The following is a 16910-nucleotide window of genomic DNA, read 5'->3' as shown; positions in this document are numbered from 1 at the left end:
AATATGAAAAATACCTTATTCGCCTTGGCGCCGTTGCTGTTTTACACCGTCGCTCATGCTGCTGACCCGGCCAGTGTGCTAGGCCACGCATTCGGTTCTTTGAGCTGTGTGGAGCAGGAGGATCCTGATGGCCGCAGTACCTGTGAAGCCAGGGCACTGTCAAATGGAAAGGGTTGCTATGGCTTGTCCAGCCAGACTATGCGGGATAAGTGTTTGGATGAGGCCTTGTACCCCGTGAGCAGCGGAGAAATTGCATCAAAAGTAAAAAAGACCACTCTGGTCAACCCGCTGCCGTCGCCGGAAAAGGCGTTCACCGTGCCACCGAAGCCGCTGCTGTCGGAAGACGAAATTAAAAGGCTCGAGCGATCATTTGGACTAAAGAATGTGCCGCAATAGCCTCACTCTATGCGTGGTCGCACTCTTGCTGTCGAACCCAGTGAGTGCTGTCGAGTTGCAGGACATACAAGCCAAACTGTATGCCCCGAGTTCTATTCCATTACGCGGTCTGGAAGCATCAAGAATAGACGCTAATACGCTGCTTTCCGCCGTTCTGGCCAGGGCCCAGTCCAAGAAGCCCGCGACGCAAGTCAGCCTTGCTGATTGCGCAGTCCTCAATGTGGAAAATACGGCGACCGCCTGCAAACTCATACTGCTCGGTAATCACTTGAATGATGGGCACTTCGCGGCTTATGCGCAGGTCCTGGCGTCCATGACTGCTGAACAGCGTCGCCGAGCCGAACAGTTTATTGCTCAGTTGGATGTCGATACGCTCAAACGTGTGGGCGATCGGCAAGCCGGCTTATTGAAGCGCACTCAAATAGTATTAAGTAGTGAAGAAAATGATTATCTCAAAAGCGCTACCGACCCTTTGCTTGAAGTTGAAGTCAATGGCCACGCGGCAAAGGTCTTGTTTGATACGGGCGCGAGCGTGACAGTTATCAGCGAGTCTGATGCCCTCCGATATGGCGTTGAATTGATTAAGTTGCCGGTGGAAATCAATAGTTATTACAGCCGGCAATCGGTGAATGCCCAGTACGGCTTGATCAGGGAGATTAACCTTTCGGGCATTGAACTCAGGAACGTTCTGGTTGTAGTGGGCGGGTCGCTCAGTTTGTTTGGTTTGGACCTGATGTCTGGCTTCGACAATGTCATTGTTGGAAGTGAGCATATCACACTGAACGTAACCCCAGCGGAAATAGAGGCACTTGAAAAACAGTGCGTGGGCAGCGTATTTCTAGGCAGCTCTTATTCACGACAAACTCAGTTTTTATATGTGCTCGCTAATGTGGACGGTCAACAAACCGCTGCTTCCCTTGATACCGGTAATCTTTACTACTTAAGTGGTGGCGAAGCCAAGGTCGGTTCAGCGGGGAATGATCAGCAAAGCAAAATAATGACCGATGTGAGTGGTACCTCTCCCCGAACCATCACCCAGGCCACAATCAATCTGAACATTGGAGGGGGGGCGAAAGATGTTTCCTATACGACACTGGCCGAGCAAAAGTACCTGACGCCCTATGTCTTGGGATGGCCAGCGTTTCAAGACTACGAATTGATATGGAATACACATGAATCAAGAGCTTGCTACAAACAAAAAATCCCAGTTCAATAAGCGGCTGATGGCTGCCTGCTGTGCCCTGTTTCTTTCAGTCGCGCACGCGGCAAATATAGATGACGCGCGGGCGGCCTATAACCGTGATGACTATGCAAGTGCCTATTCTCTGGCTTCTACGCTAGCCAAGCAAGCTAACGATCCTGATGCTAGAAATATGCTCGCCGGATTGCTGTTCACGGGAAAGGGGCACAACCGCGATGTCAACGCCGCCCTAAACTTATGGACTGACTTGGCCCAGCAAAACTATGCCGCTGCACAAGCGACTTTGGGCGCCTTGTATCTGGACGGACAGGCGATTGGCGCAACTGACTATGTTAAGGCCAAGCATTATCTGGAACTTTCGGCAGCACATGAAGACCCGACCTCTATCTACAATTTAGGTTTTATGTATGAGTCCGGTCTGGGGGTAAGCAAGTCCATGCCCCAAGCCATTGAGTACTATAAAAAATCGGCACAACTAAATTATTCAAAAGCATTATTTCGCTTGGGCTCCTTGAGTGCTAACCACCTGATCGCGGACGCTAGCCCTGAGTCGGCTTGTCAATACTATGAAAAGGCAGCGAAAGCCGGACTTGGTGAAGGCGCTTTTCTAACTGGTAAATGTTTCGCCACGGGTGTTGGCATGCCCAAAAACCTGCCCATGGCCACCCAATGGTACACAGAGGCAGCGATGCTTGACGTGCCTCAGGCGCAAGCGAATCTTGGCTATATCTTCGAGAAAGGGCTTGGTCAGGCAGTCAATTTACCCGAAGCCTACAAGTGGTATTGGCTAGCCAGTGCACGGGTTCCCGAAGCCGGCAAGCGCCTGGAAGTTATCGAGAAACAAATGCCCACTCTCAGTGATGCTGCCGACGAGCAGACCAAAGCTGCATGGCGAAAGCAAATACAAATGTTCATCAACGATAACAATAACCGGCGCGGGCTAATGATCAATAAGTGAAAGCAACCATGAACGGATGCTGAGTAAAGCATCGGGCGTGCAGGGGTGTCAGGAGTGATTTGTGGGCGACAGGATATTTCGCAGGGCCGCGTCTGAAGCGCAGCGCGTCAAATGGCTGGGGGAGATTGTGCTGATCCGGCCGACATCCTTCACTTTTCTCATTATGTTCGCCTTGGGAATGCTGGTCTTGGTAAGCAGCTTTTTTATCTGGGGCTCTTACACCAAGCGCAGCACGGTGAGTGGTCAACTGGTTCCAGCCAACGGCCAGATAAAGGTCCGGACGCCGCAAACCGGAGTGGTGCTGCAAAAGTTTGTCGTCGAAGGGCAGTCCGTTGTCATGGGTGATCCTCTGCTGACTATTTCCAGTGAACGTTATGATGCCGGCGCCGACCCGGTGCAGGCACGCGTGAGTTATCAGCTCAAGCAACGGAGGGAGTCACTGGAGCAGGAACTCGATAAAACCCGGCAACTGCAACAGGCCGAGCGCGACAGTTTGACCAGTAAGGTGAGCACACTGCGTGATGAGCAAGCCAACCTGGCTGCGCAATTGGTCAGCCAGCGCGAGCGCGTGGCGCTGGCGGGGGATGCGTCAAATCGCTATCAGGGATTGATGCAAAAGGGCTATATCTCTATGGACCAGTTCCAGCAGCGGCAAGCCGAGCTTTTGGGACAGCGTCAAGCCCTACAGGGCCTGGATCGCGAGCGCAGTTCAATCACCCAACAATTCACCGAGCGCAACAACGAGTTGGCGGGGCTTGAAACACGCCAAGCCAATGCACTGGCGCCGATACATCGACAACTGTCGGGTATCGAACAAGAGCTGGCAGAGAGTGAAGCCAAGCGTACGGTATTGATCACCGCTCCAGGAAACGGTGTGGCAACGGCAGTTCTGACGGAAGTCGGCCAGACAGTGGACCCGTCGCGTACGTTGTTGAGCATCATGCCCCGTGACGCCCAACTGCAGGCTGAGCTCTACGCCCCGAGCAAAGCGGTGGGGTTTATCAGGCCGGGGGACGCCGTGCTGATCCGCTATCAGGCCTATCCCTATCAGAAGTTTGGCCAATATCACGCTCAAGTGGTGTCTATTTCGCGCACTGCCGTGCCCTCTGCGGATCTTGCCATTATGACGGGTGAGGTACCGGGGCTTTCGCGCAACGGCGAACAGCTCTACCGCTTGCGTGTACAACTCGACGAGCAGACCGTTATGGCCTATGGCAAGCCTCAGTTGCTGCAAAGCGGAATGCTGTTGGATGCCGACATCCTGCAGGAAAGCCGCCGCCTTTATGAATGGGTGCTGGAGCCTCTCTACAGCCTCACCGGCAAATTCTAGGAACCCCTCCCATGACTTTTCTTGACGCCATAGCCTTGCGTCCCGGGCGTCGTCTGCCCGTGGTATTGCAGACCGAAGCGACTGAATGCGGCCTGGCTTGCCTGGCGATGATTGCTGGATACCACGGGCATCGGGTCGATATGCTGGATTTGCGCCGCCGTTGCAGCGTCTCCCTCAAAGGTATTGCCCTCAAACAACTGATCAACAGTGCTCAGCAACTGCAACTGGGTGCTCGTGCTGTCACGTTGGATGTGGACGGCCTCGGCCAGCTCAAGCTGCCTTGTATTCTGCACTGGAACTTCAACCACTTTGTCGTACTCAAGTCCGTCGATCGGCAAGGCGTGGTTGTACATGATCCTGCGCGAGGGTTGCGCCGGATCAATCATGAAGGTTTATCTCAAAGCTTCACCGGCGTAGCACTGGAATTGTGGCCGGACAGCGGTTTCGAGCTGCAAGAAGACAAACCAAGAATCAAACTCCTGAACATGATGGGGCGTATTAGCGGGCTGTATCGCTCGTTGGTGCAAGTACTGCTGCTGGCACTGACGCTCGAGGTCTTTTCCCTGATCACCCCGTTCTTGCTTCAGTGGACGATCGACAACGTCATTATCAGCGCCGACCACGATCTGCTCAGTACACTGGTACTGGGCTTTACCTTGTTATTGTTGATGCAACAAGCGGTCAGCGGCGTGCGTGCCTGGGTCATGATGCATTTGAGTACGCTGCTTTCCGTGCAGTGGCGTGCGAATGTCTTCAGCCACTTGTTACGGTTGCCCAGCCAATACTTTGAGAAGCGCTACTTGGGAGATGTGGTGTCGCGTTTCGGCGCCGTAGACACTATTCAGCAGACGCTGACGGCGGCGTTCCTATCGGCGATTCTCGACGGTCTTATGTCCGTCGCGACCCTTGCAATGATGCTGCTCTACAGTCCGGCCCTGGCCGCTATTGCGATCGCCACTATGCTGCTGTATGCCGTTGGACGCTGCCTTTGGTATCGACCGCTGCGCAATGCGACCGAAGAGCAAATCATCCATGCCGCACGTCAGCAAAGCCATTTTCTGGAAACGGTGCGTGGCATTCGCCCCTTGAAACTGTTTCAGCGCCAGGAAGAGCGTCGTTCAGCCTGGCTTGGTTTGTTGGTGGAGCAGATCAACGCTGGATTGCGCACGCAAAAGCTGCGGTTGCTCTATCAACAATTGAATGGGTTGCTGTTTGGCATTGAGAACTTGTTGGTGATTTGGTTTGGCGCAAGCATGGTGATGGATGGCCAGTTCAGCGTCGGGCTGTTGATCGCGTTTATCGCCTATAAAACGCAGTTTGATACCCGAGTAGGTAACTTGATAGACAAGTTTTTCGAGCTGCGTATGTTGCAACTGCAGGGCGAACGGCTGGCAGATATTGTTCTGCACCCACCGGAAGCAACCGCTTCCAGTGTCGACCTGCAGACACTCATGGATTGTGATGCGAGCATTGAAATCCAGGGATTGCACTACCGTTATGCCGAGCAGGAGCCCTGGGTGCTGGACAACCTCGACCTGCACATTGCGGCGGGTGAATCGGTGGCTATCGTTGGTCCGTCGGGTTGCGGCAAAAGCACGCTGATGAACGTCATGCTCGGTATCCTGCCGGCCACTCGGGGGCAGATTCGTATCGCCGGTATTGAATTGGCGCAACTGGGCCTGGATGGTTTGCGGCAACTGGTAGGTACTGTGACGCAGGACGATGTGCTGTTTGCGGGATCTTTGCGCGATAACATCAGTTTCTTCGACCTCAACGTGGATCAGTCCTGGTTGATCGAATGTGCCCGGATCGCGTCGATTCACAGTGATATCCAAGCCATGCCGATGGGTTACAACACTTTGGTGGGAGACATGGGCACGGTGCTCTCCGGTGGGCAAAAGCAGCGCGTGCTGCTGGCCAGGGCCCTGTATAAGAAACCGCGAATACTCTTTCTGGACGAGGCCACCAGTCACTTGGATGTCGCGTGTGAACAGCGTGTGAATCAGGCCATTCAGGGGTTGCGAATTACGCGCATCATGGTTGCCCACCGCCCTGAAACCATCGCCTCTGCGGACCGTGTCATCCGGATTCTGGCCGGTAGGGTGGTACATGGCGATGCTGACGGACCAACGAATAGCGCACATACCGCGAACACTTCGCCAGAGATGAAACAGGGCCAGGTATGAAGCAATTATCCTCGATCTTGATGATGGCCTTGTTGTGTTGTTCACGTTCTGCATGGGCCTTTGAGCCAGACGTTTTTGACACTGCACGCAACGTTTCCCGGCAAGCGGTGTATGACGATGCACGTGGCGAGCTGTCGTGTAGTTTTGGCCGGTTACCTGAACGTTTGCCGTTAGAGCAGGTGGTCGAACGGATTTTGTGCCACGACCCACAGACGCGTATCAGTTGGGCCAATGCCAAGGCTCAGGCTGCCCAGGTTGGGCTCAGCCAGTCGGCGTATCTGCCGCGCCTGGATGGGCGCGTTGGCAGTAATCGCGGCAATGGTCGGGTTGACTACGATGAACCGGCCTTACGTTCTGGTGAAGGGCACCGGCGGCGCGACAGCGCCAGTCTTGAGCTCAGTTGGGTGTTGGTGGACTTCGGTCGACGCGGGGCCGCCTTGCGCAATGCCCGCCAGTTGCTGGTGGCTGCCAACGCTACCCAGGACGCCATGTTGCAGCGTACTTTTGTTGAGGCAGCGCAGGCTTATTACGATGCCTTGTCATCTCAGCGCAGCTTGGCCGCCTCGGTGCAGATCACCGAATTGGCGGCTCGCAACCTGGAAGCGGCGGATGCCAAATACAAAGCCGGTGCGGCCGCACTTTCTGATCGCTTGCAGGCGCAAACAGCGTTTTCCCAGGCTAATTTGCGCCAGATCCGCGACCGTGGAGCATTGCATAACGCTTTGGGTGTGATTGCCTTGCGCATGGGGCTATCACCCCAAACGCCTCTGCAGTTGGCGGGTGACCTCACTCCACTGCCGGACACTCAGTTCCTGCAGGCGGTCGATGAGTTGTTGACCCAGGCGCGTCAGGATCACCCGGCAGTACTCGCCGCACATGCTAGGCTCAGGGCCGCTCAGGCGGCCGTTGATGAGCGACGCGCTGCCAACCTTCCGAGCCTGGCACTGACCGCCGACCTGACGTACGCACGTAGCCAGCAATCGAAGATATTCAATGGCGATGAGCGTGAGCGGGACCGCAGTATCGGTTTGCAGTTGAGCATCCCGATCTTTGACGGTTTTGGCCGGACCTACCAGATCCGCCAAGCACAAGCTCGTGTCGACGCGGGCCGAGCAGAACTGGCTGAGGTTGAGCAAGAGGTCGCGCTAGACCTATGGGCCAGTTATCAGACGTTGAATATTGAGACCCAAAGTCTGCAGCGCACCAGCGAGTTGGTCGATCAATCACGCCAGTCGCTGGAGGTCATCCAGGGCCGTTATCACGCCGGGGTGGGCAGCATGATTGAGTTGCTCAATGCCCTGACCGCGTATTCCGGTGCCGAGCAAGAGCATATTCAAACCCTCAGCCGCTGGCAGACGTCACGCCTGAGGTTGGCGGCCAGTCTTGGTCGTCTGGGGTTTTGGGCTTTGTAACCCGTGTTGAGTGTTGACTTGAACAGTAGTCATCTGCACGCCGCTCAAATCCACACTCATCACTGCTAACCTGCATTTTCCTCACGTTACCCCACCCAATAAGTCGTTTGCACGCCCCCCAAGCAAATACAAAACTGCATGTCACTCGCAAAACAACAACGTTGGGCAAACCACATGCAATTCGAGCGCAATTTCTATAACGGTCAGTTCGTCGAACCCGCCAGCGACGCCCTGATCGCCGTCTACAACCCTGCCAATGAATCCCTGGTCGGCCATGTCAGCGCCGCCACCGCCGGTGAGGCCATCGCCGCCGTCGACGCCGCCGCCCGCGCCCAGAAAACCTGGGGCACGCTCACCAGCATCGAACGCGCCGAGCACCTGCGTGCCTTCGCTGATGCCCTGGACAGCCACGCCGAAGCCATCGGCACGGCTTTGGCCAGCGAGTCCGGCAAGAGCGTCACTGACGCCAGCAACGAAGCCCGCTACGCCGCGCAAATTACCCGTTACCACGCCGAATGGGCCCGCCGCATCGAAGGCGAGATCATCCCCAGCGATACCTCGGACGAAAACCTGTTCCTGCACCGCGAGCCGATTGGTGTGGTGGCCTGTCTGATCCCGTTCAACTACCCGGTCTACACGCTGTTGCGCAAGATTGCCCCGGCGCTGATCGCGGGTAATACCGTGGTGGTGCGGCCCAGCAACAACACGCCACTGTCGGCGTTTGAAATTGCCAAGGCAGTGGTGACAGCCGGTATTCCAGCCGGTGTGATCAACATCCTGACCATGGACCACGCCACCGCCGCCAGCGTCTGCACGCACAAGGCCGTCGGCCTGATCACCCTCACCGGCAGCGTGAACGCCGGGCGTATCGTGCTGGATTACTGCAAGGCCAATATCGCCAAACCATCCCTGGAATTGGGCGGCAAGACCCCGGCAATCATCGAACCGGATGCCGACCTGGAAACAGCCGCCAGCGCTATCGTTGCGTCCAAGATCACCCACTGCGGTCAGCTGTGTACGGCGGTGGAACGCGTGTATGTGCACGAAAGTATTTATGAGCCATTCCTCGCTTTGCTGAAAGCCAAGATCAGCGCGGTGAAGTTCGGTGACCGTTCCACGGACGAAAGCCTGATGGGCCCGTTGGTCAACGCCAGCTCGCAAAAGAATATCCACGCCATGGTCGAGCGCGCCGTCGCTGCCGGTGCTGTACTGGAAACAGGTGGTGTGCTGCCAGCCGGGCCGGGCCATTTCTATCCGCCGACCTTGCTCAGCGGTTGCCGCCAGGACATGGAAATCATTCAGGAAGAAATCTTCGGCCCGGTGTTGCCGGTGCTCAAGTACCGCGACATCGACGAAGCGCTGGCCATGGCCAACGACCATCAGTTCGGCCTGTCATCGGTGCTCTACACCGAGAACTACCGCACGGCAATGAAAGTGGCGAATGCCATCGAAGCCGGAGAGTTGTACGTCAATCGCACGCCGGCAGACCCGTATCAGGGTTTCCACGCCGGCTGGAAACGCTCAGGGCTGGGCGGCGATGACGGTAAGCACGGGATGCTTGAGTTTACCCAGACCCGCCTGGTGGTCATGAAGTACTGATCCACGCGCACCTGTTGCACCTTTAATAAAAACAATTATCAGGGCGCCCGCGCAGCGGGTGCCTGAGGTCCACATGATGTCCAAGCCTGCACCCGTTGCCCAGGTTTCCGTTGCCGTGCCCGCGGCAAACGACACTGCCAGCCGTTATTTCCAATTGCTGTTGCTGGTACTCGCCGCCGGCGCGATCTACCCGATCCTCTACCTGCGCCAGGTCTACCAGACCACCATGCTCGACGTGTTCCAGATCAACCACAGTCAACTGGGCTACCTGTACTCCATGCTCGGCACGATCTTTTTGCTTAGCTACCTGCCCAGCGGCTGGCTGGCCGACCGTTTGCCGCCACGCTTTTTGATCTTCTTCTCGCTGGTCGCCACCGGCGCACTGGGCCTGTGGTACGCCAGCGTGCCGTCAATGACCGGCCTGATGATCATTTTCGGTTGCTGGGGCCTGACCACTGGCCTGACGTTCTGGGCCTCGGTGCTCAAGCGCGTGAAGATGATTGCTCATCAGAGTGAGCAGGGGCGGTTCTTCGGCATTCTCGATGGCGGTCGCGGGCTGGTGGAAGCCTTGCTGGCGACCGTGGCCCTGGGCCTGTTTGCCTATGCCACCGAAACTCAAAGCCAGTCGGCGGCCCAAGGCTTCAAGCACGTGGTGTACCTGTACTCGTTTATCTGTATAGCCATTGGCTGCGGGCTGGTACTGCTCAAAGATCCCAAGTCTCTGGCCGAGACGCCAGCGGTAGAGAAGGGCAAGTTCAACCTGATCGCCGACCTGACCACCCTGGTGAAAATCCCCGAGCTGTGGCTGGTGACCGCCATCGTGTTCTGCGGTTATCACATGTTCTGGGCTACCTACAGCTTCTCCGACTACTTGCAAGGCAGCGGCATGACTGCGGTGATGGCCGGCACCATCACCACCATCAAACTGTGGATGCGCCCCATCGGCGGCATCGGCGGCGGCTGGCTGGGCGACAAGTTCTCGAACATCTCGGTGCTGATCGTCGCGCTGGTGCTGGTGACCCTGGCGATGGTCGGGCTGATCGTGTTCCCGGCGCTCAACAGCCTCGGCCTGCTGATCGGCACGGTGATCTTTATCGGCCTGATGACCTATGCGATTCGCGGTCTGTACTGGGCGATTCTCGACAGCTGCGACATTCCGCTGCGCATCACCGGCCTGGCCATCGGCATCGTCTCGGTGGTGGGTTACCTGCCCGACACCTTTATCCCGCTGATCAATGGCTACCTGACCGATACCTACCCAGGCAAGGCCGGTTACAACCTGTATTTCGGCTACATCGCCTTTATCGGCGTGCTCGGGACGCTTGCGGCCCTGACGCTGCGCGCTCGAATCAACCGTAAAAAATTCAACCAGACAGGTGCCTGAGATGAAAATCGTCGCCCTTGAAACCCATATCGTTGCCGTCCCACCACCGCATATCGGTGGCATGTATTGGCTGTTCGTCAAACTCAAGACCGACTGCGGCATTGAAGGTGTCGGTGAGATTTACGCCGCCACCTTTGGTCCCAAGGCCATGCTGCCGATCATCGAGGATGTGTTCGAGCGCTACCTGCTCAACCACGACCCGCACCACATCGAGCGGTTTTTCCGCCAGGCTTATTCGAGCGGTTTCACCCAGCGCCCGGACCTGACCATGATGGGCGTGGTCAGCGGCCTGGAAATGGCGTGCTGGGACATCATCGGCAAAGCCGCCAACAAGCCGGTCTATGAGCTGCTGGGTGGCAAGGTCAACGAGCGCCTGCGTTCCTACACCTACCTGTACCCGGTCAACAGCAAGGGCGAGTACGACTACGACGACCCGGACCTGGCCGCCGAGTGCGCCATCGAGAATATGAACAAAGGCTTCACCGCCGTGAAGTTCGACCCGGCCGGCCCGTACACCGCGTACTCCGGCCACCAGATTTCGCTGGAAGTGCTGGAGCGTTGCGAGACTTTCTGCCGCAAGATCCGCGAGGCGGTGGGCGACAAGTGCGACCTGTTGTTCGGCACCCATGGGCAGATGGTGCCGTCATCGGCGATCCGCCTGGCCAAGCGCCTGGAGAAATACGACCCGCTGTGGTTCGAAGAACCGGTGCCGCCTGGCCAGGAAGACGCGATGGCCCAGGTCGCGGCCAAGACCAGCATCCCGATTGCCACCGGCGAGCGCCTGACCACCAAGTACGAGTTTTTCAAACTGCTGCAGGCCGGCGGCGCGTCGATCCTGCAAATGAACGTGGCGCGTTGCGGCGGGCTGCTGGAGGCGAAGAAGATCGCGAGCATGGCAGAAGCCTATTACGCGCAAATCGCGCCGCACTTGTACAACGGGCCGATCGGCGCGGCGGCGAGTTTCCAGCTGGCCACGTGCACGCCGAACTTCCTGATCCAGGAAAGCATCATGACCTGGGGCGGTTTCCACGCCGAAGTGCTGACCACGCCGCTGCAATGGGAGGACGGCTACATCATCCCGTCCACCGAACCGGGCCTGGGCGTGGAGCTGAACATGGACGTGGTGCGCAAACACACGCCGTACACCGGCGAGCGTTTGCACCTGCAGATGGCGCCGACGCCAGCTGACGTCAAAGACACTTCGCCCGCCAAGGGCTGATAAAAACGACTTACGCGGTAACCGTGAATGACATATGACTACATCATCGCCGGCGCGGGTGCTGCCGGCTGCGTTCTGGCCAACCGGCTTTCCGCTTCGGGCGAATACTCGGTGTTGCTGCTGGAAGCCGGTGGCAAAGACAGTTCCTGGTGGTTCAAGATCCCGGTCGGATTCGCCAAGATGTATTACAACCCGACCTTTAACTGGATGTACTACAGCCAGCCGCAAAAACACTTGGCTGGCCGGGAAATCTATGCGCCGCGCGGCAAGGTGCAGGGCGGTTCGGGTTCGATCAACGCCATGATCTACGTGCGCGGTCAGGCCCATGACTTCAATGACTGGGCGGCCAATGGTAACGACGGTTGGGGTTTCAAGGATGTACTGCCGTACTTCCGCAAACTGGAAAATCACCCGCTGGGCGACACCGAGTACCACGGCGGCAGCGGCCCCATCAGCATCACACCGATGAAGGGCCAGACCCACCCGATTTGTGACGTGTTTCTCAAGGGCTGCGAACAGCTCGGCTACGGCCTCAGTGATGACTTCAACGGCCCCCATTTCGAAGGCGCGGGCCTGTATGACGTCAACACCCGCAATGGCGAGCGCTGCTCAAGCAGCTTTGCGCATTTGCATCCGGCGCTCAGTCGCACGAACCTGACCGTGGAGTTGCATGCACTGGTTGATCGTGTGCTGTTTGATGACCAGCAACGCGCCAGCGGGATTCGCGTGTCCCAAAAGGGCGTGGTGCGCACCTTTAAGGCACGCAAGGAAGTGATCCTTTGCGCGGGTGCCGTCGACACGCCGAAGATCCTGCAACTGTCCGGCGTGGCCGATCAGCAACTGCTGGCTGAACACGGCATCCCACTGGTCAAGCACCTGCCGGCCGTAGGTGAAAACCTGCAGGACCACTTGTGCGCCAGCTACTACTACAAGGCCAATATTCCCACCCTCAATGACGAACTCAGCTCTTTGTTCGGCCAGCTGAAACTGGGCCTGAAATACCTGTTCACTCGCAAGGGCGCGTTGGCGATGAGCGTCAACCAGGCCGGTGGTTTCTTTCGCGGCAACGACCAGCAGGCGGACCCGAACCTGCAGTTGTACTTTAACCCGCTGTCGTACCAGATTCCGAAAAACAACAAGGCCAGCCTCAAGCCCGAGCCGTATTCCGGTTTCCTGCTGTGCTTCAACCCGTGCCGGCCGACCAGTCGTGGCACCATCCGCATCGCCTCGAACAACCCGCGGGATGCGGCGTTGATCGATCCGAACTATCTGAGTACGCAAAAGGACATTGACGAAGTCATCCAGGGCAGCCGCTTGATGCGCAAGATCATGCAGGCACCTGCGCTCAAAGGCATCACGGTGGCCGAGGTGTTGCCCGGCGCGGCCGTGCAGAGCGACGAGCAGATGCTGCAATACTTCCGCGAAAACAGCGGCTCGATCTACCACCTGTGCGGCTCCTGTGCGATGGGCTCGGACCCGCAGGTGTCGGTGGTGGACAAGCGCTTGAAGGTGCACGGGTTGCACGGCTTGCGCATTGTGGACGCGTCGATTTTCCCGAATGTGACCTCGGGTAATACCCATGCGGCGGTGTTGATGGTGGCGGAGAAGGGCGCCGACCTCATACTTGAGGATGCCTGAATGTGGGAGCTGGCTTGCCTGCGATAGCGGCGGGTCAGTTGGCCCATTTGTTACTGGGAGACCGCCATCGCAGGCAAGCCAGCTCCCACAGTGTCTGTGGCAGACTCGCAGAGTTTGAATTGAAATACAGCCAGCTCCTACAGGGTCTGTGACAGCCGCATCGAGCTTGATTTGAAATACAGCCAGAATTGTGGGATCTGGCTTGCCTGCGATAGCGTCGGGTCAGCTGGCCCATTTGCTACTGGGAGACCGCGATCGCAGGCAAGCCAGCTCCCACAAGGTCTGTGGCAGCCTCGCAGAGTTTGAATTGAAATACAGCCAGCTCCCACAGGGTCTGTGGCAGCCCTTGAAGGTCGGCTACCAGCCGCGCAAGCGTTCCCAGCGTTGCACTTCACCGTTGTGCAACACGGCGTTATAGTTGCCGAACTGCGCCCCCGTGGCGCACGCATGATTGGGCAGAATACGCAGGCGCGTACCGAGCGGAAATTGCGTCACCACATCCACGCCGCCCGCTTCGAACCGCGCCACGCCATGTTCCTGATTGGCGCTGCTCAACAGCAAACCGTCGATCAACTCCCCGTGCTCATTGCACACCTGGCCATAACCAAAGTCGCGTTTTTGCGCTTGCGTGCCGCGATCCCGGCTCATGGCCATCCAGCCGGCATCGGTGATGATCCAGCCTTTTTCCGCTTGATGGCCGATCACTGTGGTCAGCACGCTCAAGGCCAGTTCCTCGGTGCGGCATACGCCGATGTTGTGCATCACCAGGTCAAAAAACGTATACACACCCGCGCGCAGTTCGGTCACGCCTTCAAGGCTTACGGCCGACAACGCGGTAGGCGTGGAGCCGACACTGACCTGATCGCAAGCCATCCCGGCGGCACGGATACGTTGCGCCGCTTCAACGCAGCGTGCGCGTTCCTGTTCGGCGATGGCCTGCAACGCTTCAGGCGTATCCAGGCCGTAGCTTTCCCCTGCGTGGGTCAATACGCCGACGAGGCTGTCTCCGAGCAATCGGGCGATGTCGAGCAATAACGCGTCCTGCGGCTTGACCCCGGAACGGTGGCCGTCGCAATCAATCTCGATCATCACGGCAAAGGTTTCACCCTGCGCGGCGCCGAAATCGACGATGGCCCGGGCGCCGGCGAGGCTGTCGGTGATCAGCGTCAGCGCGCAACCCCGGCGGCGCAGCGCCAGGGCCTGGGGCAGTTTGTGCGGGGCCATGGCGACGGCGTAGAGGATGTCCTGGATGCCCAGCTCAAAGAAATATTCGGCTTCCTTGAGCGTCGATACGGTGATGCCACGGGCACCGGCCGCTATCTGCGCGGCCACCACTTCGGCGCACTTGTGGGTTTTGACATGGGGGCGCAAATGCACACCCAGGCTGTCGGCACGCTGTTGCATGCGCTGGATGTTGCGCTGCATTTTCACGCTGTCTAGCAATGCTGCTGGGGTGTCCATGGTTAACGCTCCACAAGGGCGGACAGCGGCCAAATTGACGGCCTGTCCAGGACTGGATATGTTGTCTTGCATGAAAAAGACCTCTCCCGAAGAAACCACCCTGATCAGCCAGCTCGAACAGATTGCCGAAGGCTTGAGCAAAACCTTCAGCCCGTTCTGTGAGGTCGTGCTGCACGATTTGCGCGACCCGCAGCAGGCGATCCTGGCGATCCATAACAACCTCTCCGGGCGCTCGCCGGGCGACCCGACCACCGAGTTGGGCCTGGCGCGGATTGCCGACCCCGACTACCCGCAGATCATTGCCAACTACCGCAACCAATTCAGCGATGGGCGCCAGGTCAAAAGCACCTCGATCGGCATCAAGGACACCAGTGGCAAGTACGTCGCGGCCTTGTGCATGAACGTCGATCTCTCATTGTTTCGTGGCCTGCAGGGCATGCTTGAGCAATTTGGCTCGGTCACTGGCGACACCCTTATCGAATCCCTGGAGCCGTCCGGCGCCGATGTGATTCGCACCCGCATCGACCAGTTCGCCGCACGCCTGGCCACCACCCCGCGCGCGCTCAAGGCGGCGGATCGACGGCTGTTGCTGCAAGAGCTCAAGGACTCGGGCTGCATGGACATTCGCCGGGCCATGGAGACCGTGGCCGCGCACCTGGGCGTGTCACGGGCGGCGGTCTACACCTACGCCAAGTAGCGCGCCACAGCTTCAATCTCCACCAGATAACCGTGGTGCAACTCGGGCACCGGCACCACCGCGCGGGCAGGGCGATGCTCGCCCAGCGCGGCGGCGTAAATACGGTCGAATTGCGCCCAATGCTGCACCCCGGCCACATACACCGTGACTTTCACCAGATCCTGCGGCGAGCCACCGGCGGCTTTCAGGATGGCCAGCAGATTAGCCAGCGCAAGCTGGGCCTGTTCGGCAAACGATGCTTCAAGGTTGTGGCGCCCATCCGGGCTGACCGGCAATTGCCCGGAGATATACAGCGTGTCGCCGTGGCTGATGGCCTGGGAGTAATGCCCGGCAGGCGCCGAGGCGTTCTCGGTGTGGATGATATTCATGGTGCCTCGCTGAGCAGCGCGGCATAGCGCGCGATGTCGACGTTGCCGCCGGTGACGATAATGCCCACGCGCTGGCCCTTGAACCGCTCGCCCAGCTGGCGCAACGCCGCCAGGCCCAGGCAGCCGGTGGGTTCGACCACCATTTTCATGCGTTGCATAAAGAACTTCATCGAGGCCACCAATTGCGCGTCGGAGACGGTGAGGATGTCGGTCACCTTGTCGCGGATGATCGGGAAGGTGTAGTTGCCCAGGTGTTGGGTTTGCGCACCGTCGGCGATGGTCGCCGGGGTGTCGATGTGCACGATGCTGCCGGTCTGGAATGAACGCTGGCCGTCATTGCCTGCTTCGGGCTCAACGCCAAACAGTTGGCAATCGGGTGCCAGCGCACGGGTCGACAACGCGGTGCCCGAGAGCATGCCGCCACCGCCCAGGCCGACGAACAGGGCGTCCAGAGGGCCGGTGAATTCCAGCAGTTCCTTGGCGGCCGTGCCTTGGCCGGCGAGGATGTGTGGGTGGTCGTAAGGCGGGATCAACGTCATGCCATGCTCAACCGCCAAGGTGCGGCCGATTTGCTCACGGTCCTCGTTGAAGCGGTCATACAGCACCACGCTGGCGCCATATTCCCGGGTGGCGGCGACCTTGGCGGCGGGCGCGTCGGCGGGCATCACGATGGTCGCCGGCATGCCGAGCAATTGGGCGGCCAACGCAATGCCCTGGGCATGGTTGCCGGAGGAGAACGCCACCACCCCGGCCTTGCGCTGGTGTGCGTCAAACTGCGACAGGGCATTAAACGCACCGCGAAACTTGAACGAGCCAGCGCGTTGCAGGTTTTCACACTTGATGAATACCTGGGCACCGGTTTCAGCGTCGAGGGTGCGTGAGGTAAACACCGGCGTTTGATGGGCAAAGCCTTGCAGGCGTTGGGCGGCGGCGACGACATCTGAATAGTCAGGCAATTGCATGGGCGGACCTCGTGGGCGGATATGGATAAAATATCCATATCAAGACAAATAGTAAAGGATGGCTTGGCACCCAGTGCATAAACGCAATGTTGAAAAGAG

Annotated in this window: 14 protein-coding genes; 11 read left to right on the top strand and 3 right to left on the bottom strand. The window is 58.3% G+C overall.

Annotated elements, in window-relative coordinates:
* Positions 1–3 precede the first annotated feature (3 nt).
* From GIW48_RS10820 to GIW48_RS10775, 10 genes are all read left to right on the top strand, one after another.
* Complete coding sequence (locus tag GIW48_RS10820; protein ID WP_138453463.1) at positions 4–396, top strand: hypothetical protein; 393 nt, start codon at positions 4–6, stop codon at positions 394–396.
* Positions 383–1612 carry a retropepsin-like aspartic protease gene (locus GIW48_RS10815; RefSeq protein WP_138453462.1) on the top strand — a complete coding sequence of 410 codons (1230 nt, stop codon included), beginning with the start codon at positions 383–385 and terminating at the stop codon, positions 1610–1612. The genes GIW48_RS10820 and GIW48_RS10815 overlap by 14 nt, the downstream gene beginning before the upstream one ends.
* On the top strand, positions 1569–2555 hold the full coding sequence (locus GIW48_RS10810) for a tetratricopeptide repeat protein (protein ID WP_236460937.1): 987 nt from the start codon (positions 1569–1571) through the stop codon (positions 2553–2555). The genes GIW48_RS10815 and GIW48_RS10810 overlap by 44 nt, the downstream gene beginning before the upstream one ends.
* Before the next feature lie 73 nt (positions 2556–2628).
* Positions 2629–3885 (top strand): HlyD family secretion protein, encoded by a 1257-nt coding sequence (locus GIW48_RS10805; RefSeq protein ID WP_236460962.1) that lies wholly within the window; start codon positions 2629–2631, stop codon positions 3883–3885.
* Between the two features lie 11 nt (positions 3886–3896).
* Entirely contained in the window at positions 3897–6071 is a 2175-nt protein-coding gene (locus tag GIW48_RS10800; protein ID WP_138452804.1) for a peptidase domain-containing ABC transporter, read from the top strand.
* The gene (locus GIW48_RS10795; RefSeq protein ID WP_138452807.1) at positions 6068–7483 is read left to right on the top strand and encodes a TolC family protein; all 1416 of its coding nucleotides are present in this window, start codon (positions 6068–6070) and stop codon (positions 7481–7483) included. The genes GIW48_RS10800 and GIW48_RS10795 overlap by 4 nt, the downstream gene beginning before the upstream one ends.
* Before the next feature lie 174 nt (positions 7484–7657).
* Positions 7658–9082, top strand: a complete 1425-nt coding sequence (gene aldA, locus GIW48_RS10790) for an aldehyde dehydrogenase (RefSeq protein WP_236472900.1) — start codon at positions 7658–7660, stop codon at positions 9080–9082.
* Positions 9083–9158: 76 nt separating this feature from the next.
* A complete protein-coding gene (locus tag GIW48_RS10785; protein ID WP_056860322.1) occupies positions 9159–10466 on the top strand; it encodes an MFS transporter in 1308 nt (435 codons plus the stop codon).
* 1 nt (position 10467) lies between these two features.
* Positions 10468–11685, top strand: a complete 1218-nt coding sequence (locus GIW48_RS10780) for a mandelate racemase/muconate lactonizing enzyme family protein (RefSeq protein WP_099549895.1) — start codon at positions 10468–10470, stop codon at positions 11683–11685.
* A 27-nt stretch (positions 11686–11712) separates the two neighbouring features.
* A complete protein-coding gene (locus GIW48_RS10775) occupies positions 11713–13323 on the top strand; it encodes a GMC family oxidoreductase (RefSeq protein WP_099549894.1) in 1611 nt (536 codons plus the stop codon).
* Between the two features lie 357 nt (positions 13324–13680).
* On the opposite strand, the gene GIW48_RS10770 is transcribed toward GIW48_RS10775, so the two are convergent.
* Positions 13681–14784 carry a DSD1 family PLP-dependent enzyme gene (locus GIW48_RS10770; protein WP_236462309.1) on the bottom strand — a complete coding sequence of 368 codons (1104 nt, stop codon included), beginning with the start codon at positions 14782–14784 and terminating at the stop codon, positions 13681–13683.
* 70 nt (positions 14785–14854) lie between these two features.
* Here GIW48_RS10770 and GIW48_RS10765 point away from each other — a divergent pair, with 70 nt between their 5' ends.
* The gene (locus GIW48_RS10765; RefSeq protein WP_017135455.1) at positions 14855–15481 is read left to right on the top strand and encodes a helix-turn-helix transcriptional regulator; all 627 of its coding nucleotides are present in this window, start codon (positions 14855–14857) and stop codon (positions 15479–15481) included.
* Here GIW48_RS10765 and GIW48_RS10760 read toward each other — a convergent pair.
* Both GIW48_RS10760 and GIW48_RS10755 read right to left on the bottom strand, forming a co-directional pair.
* Entirely contained in the window at positions 15469–15849 is a 381-nt protein-coding gene (locus GIW48_RS10760) for a RidA family protein (RefSeq protein WP_236462310.1), read from the bottom strand. The genes GIW48_RS10765 and GIW48_RS10760 overlap by 13 nt on opposite strands.
* Positions 15846–16811 (bottom strand): threo-3-hydroxy-L-aspartate ammonia-lyase, encoded by a 966-nt coding sequence (locus tag GIW48_RS10755; protein ID WP_236462311.1) that lies wholly within the window; start codon positions 16809–16811, stop codon positions 15846–15848. The genes GIW48_RS10760 and GIW48_RS10755 overlap by 4 nt, the downstream gene beginning before the upstream one ends.
* Positions 16812–16910: the final 99 nt, after the last annotated feature.

The sequence above is a fragment of the Pseudomonas sp. PA-6-3C genome (assembly GCF_021605825.1).
GTDB lineage: Bacteria > Pseudomonadota > Gammaproteobacteria > Pseudomonadales > Pseudomonadaceae > Aquipseudomonas > Aquipseudomonas edaphica.
Note: the sequence above shows the minus strand (reverse complement) of the source record. Positions and strands in the feature narration are given on the sequence as shown.

Excerpts from the sequence above, each read along its gene's own strand:
- GIW48_RS10820 (WP_138453463.1), top strand. The coding sequence starts at position 4 with ATGAAAAATACCTTATTCGCCTTGGCGCCGTTGCTGTTTTACACCGTC.
- GIW48_RS10815 (WP_138453462.1), top strand. The coding sequence starts at position 383 with ATGTGCCGCAATAGCCTCACTCTATGCGTGGTCGCACTCTTGCTGTCG.
- GIW48_RS10810 (WP_236460937.1), top strand. The coding sequence starts at position 1,569 with ATGAATCAAGAGCTTGCTACAAACAAAAAATCCCAGTTCAATAAGCGG.
- GIW48_RS10800 (WP_138452804.1), top strand. The coding sequence starts at position 3,897 with ATGACTTTTCTTGACGCCATAGCCTTGCGTCCCGGGCGTCGTCTGCCC.
- GIW48_RS10795 (WP_138452807.1), top strand. The coding sequence starts at position 6,068 with ATGAAGCAATTATCCTCGATCTTGATGATGGCCTTGTTGTGTTGTTCA.
- aldA (WP_236472900.1), top strand. The coding sequence starts at position 7,658 with ATGCAATTCGAGCGCAATTTCTATAACGGTCAGTTCGTCGAACCCGCC.
- GIW48_RS10785 (WP_056860322.1), top strand. The coding sequence starts at position 9,159 with ATGTCCAAGCCTGCACCCGTTGCCCAGGTTTCCGTTGCCGTGCCCGCG.
- GIW48_RS10780 (WP_099549895.1), top strand. The coding sequence starts at position 10,468 with ATGAAAATCGTCGCCCTTGAAACCCATATCGTTGCCGTCCCACCACCG.
- GIW48_RS10775 (WP_099549894.1), top strand. The coding sequence starts at position 11,713 with ATGACATATGACTACATCATCGCCGGCGCGGGTGCTGCCGGCTGCGTT.
- GIW48_RS10770 (WP_236462309.1), bottom strand. The coding sequence starts at position 14,784 with ATGGACACCCCAGCAGCATTGCTAGACAGCGTGAAAATGCAGCGCAAC.
- GIW48_RS10765 (WP_017135455.1), top strand. The coding sequence starts at position 14,855 with ATGAAAAAGACCTCTCCCGAAGAAACCACCCTGATCAGCCAGCTCGAA.
- GIW48_RS10760 (WP_236462310.1), bottom strand. The coding sequence starts at position 15,849 with ATGAATATCATCCACACCGAGAACGCCTCGGCGCCTGCCGGGCATTAC.
- GIW48_RS10755 (WP_236462311.1), bottom strand. The coding sequence starts at position 16,811 with ATGCAATTGCCTGACTATTCAGATGTCGTCGCCGCCGCCCAACGCCTG.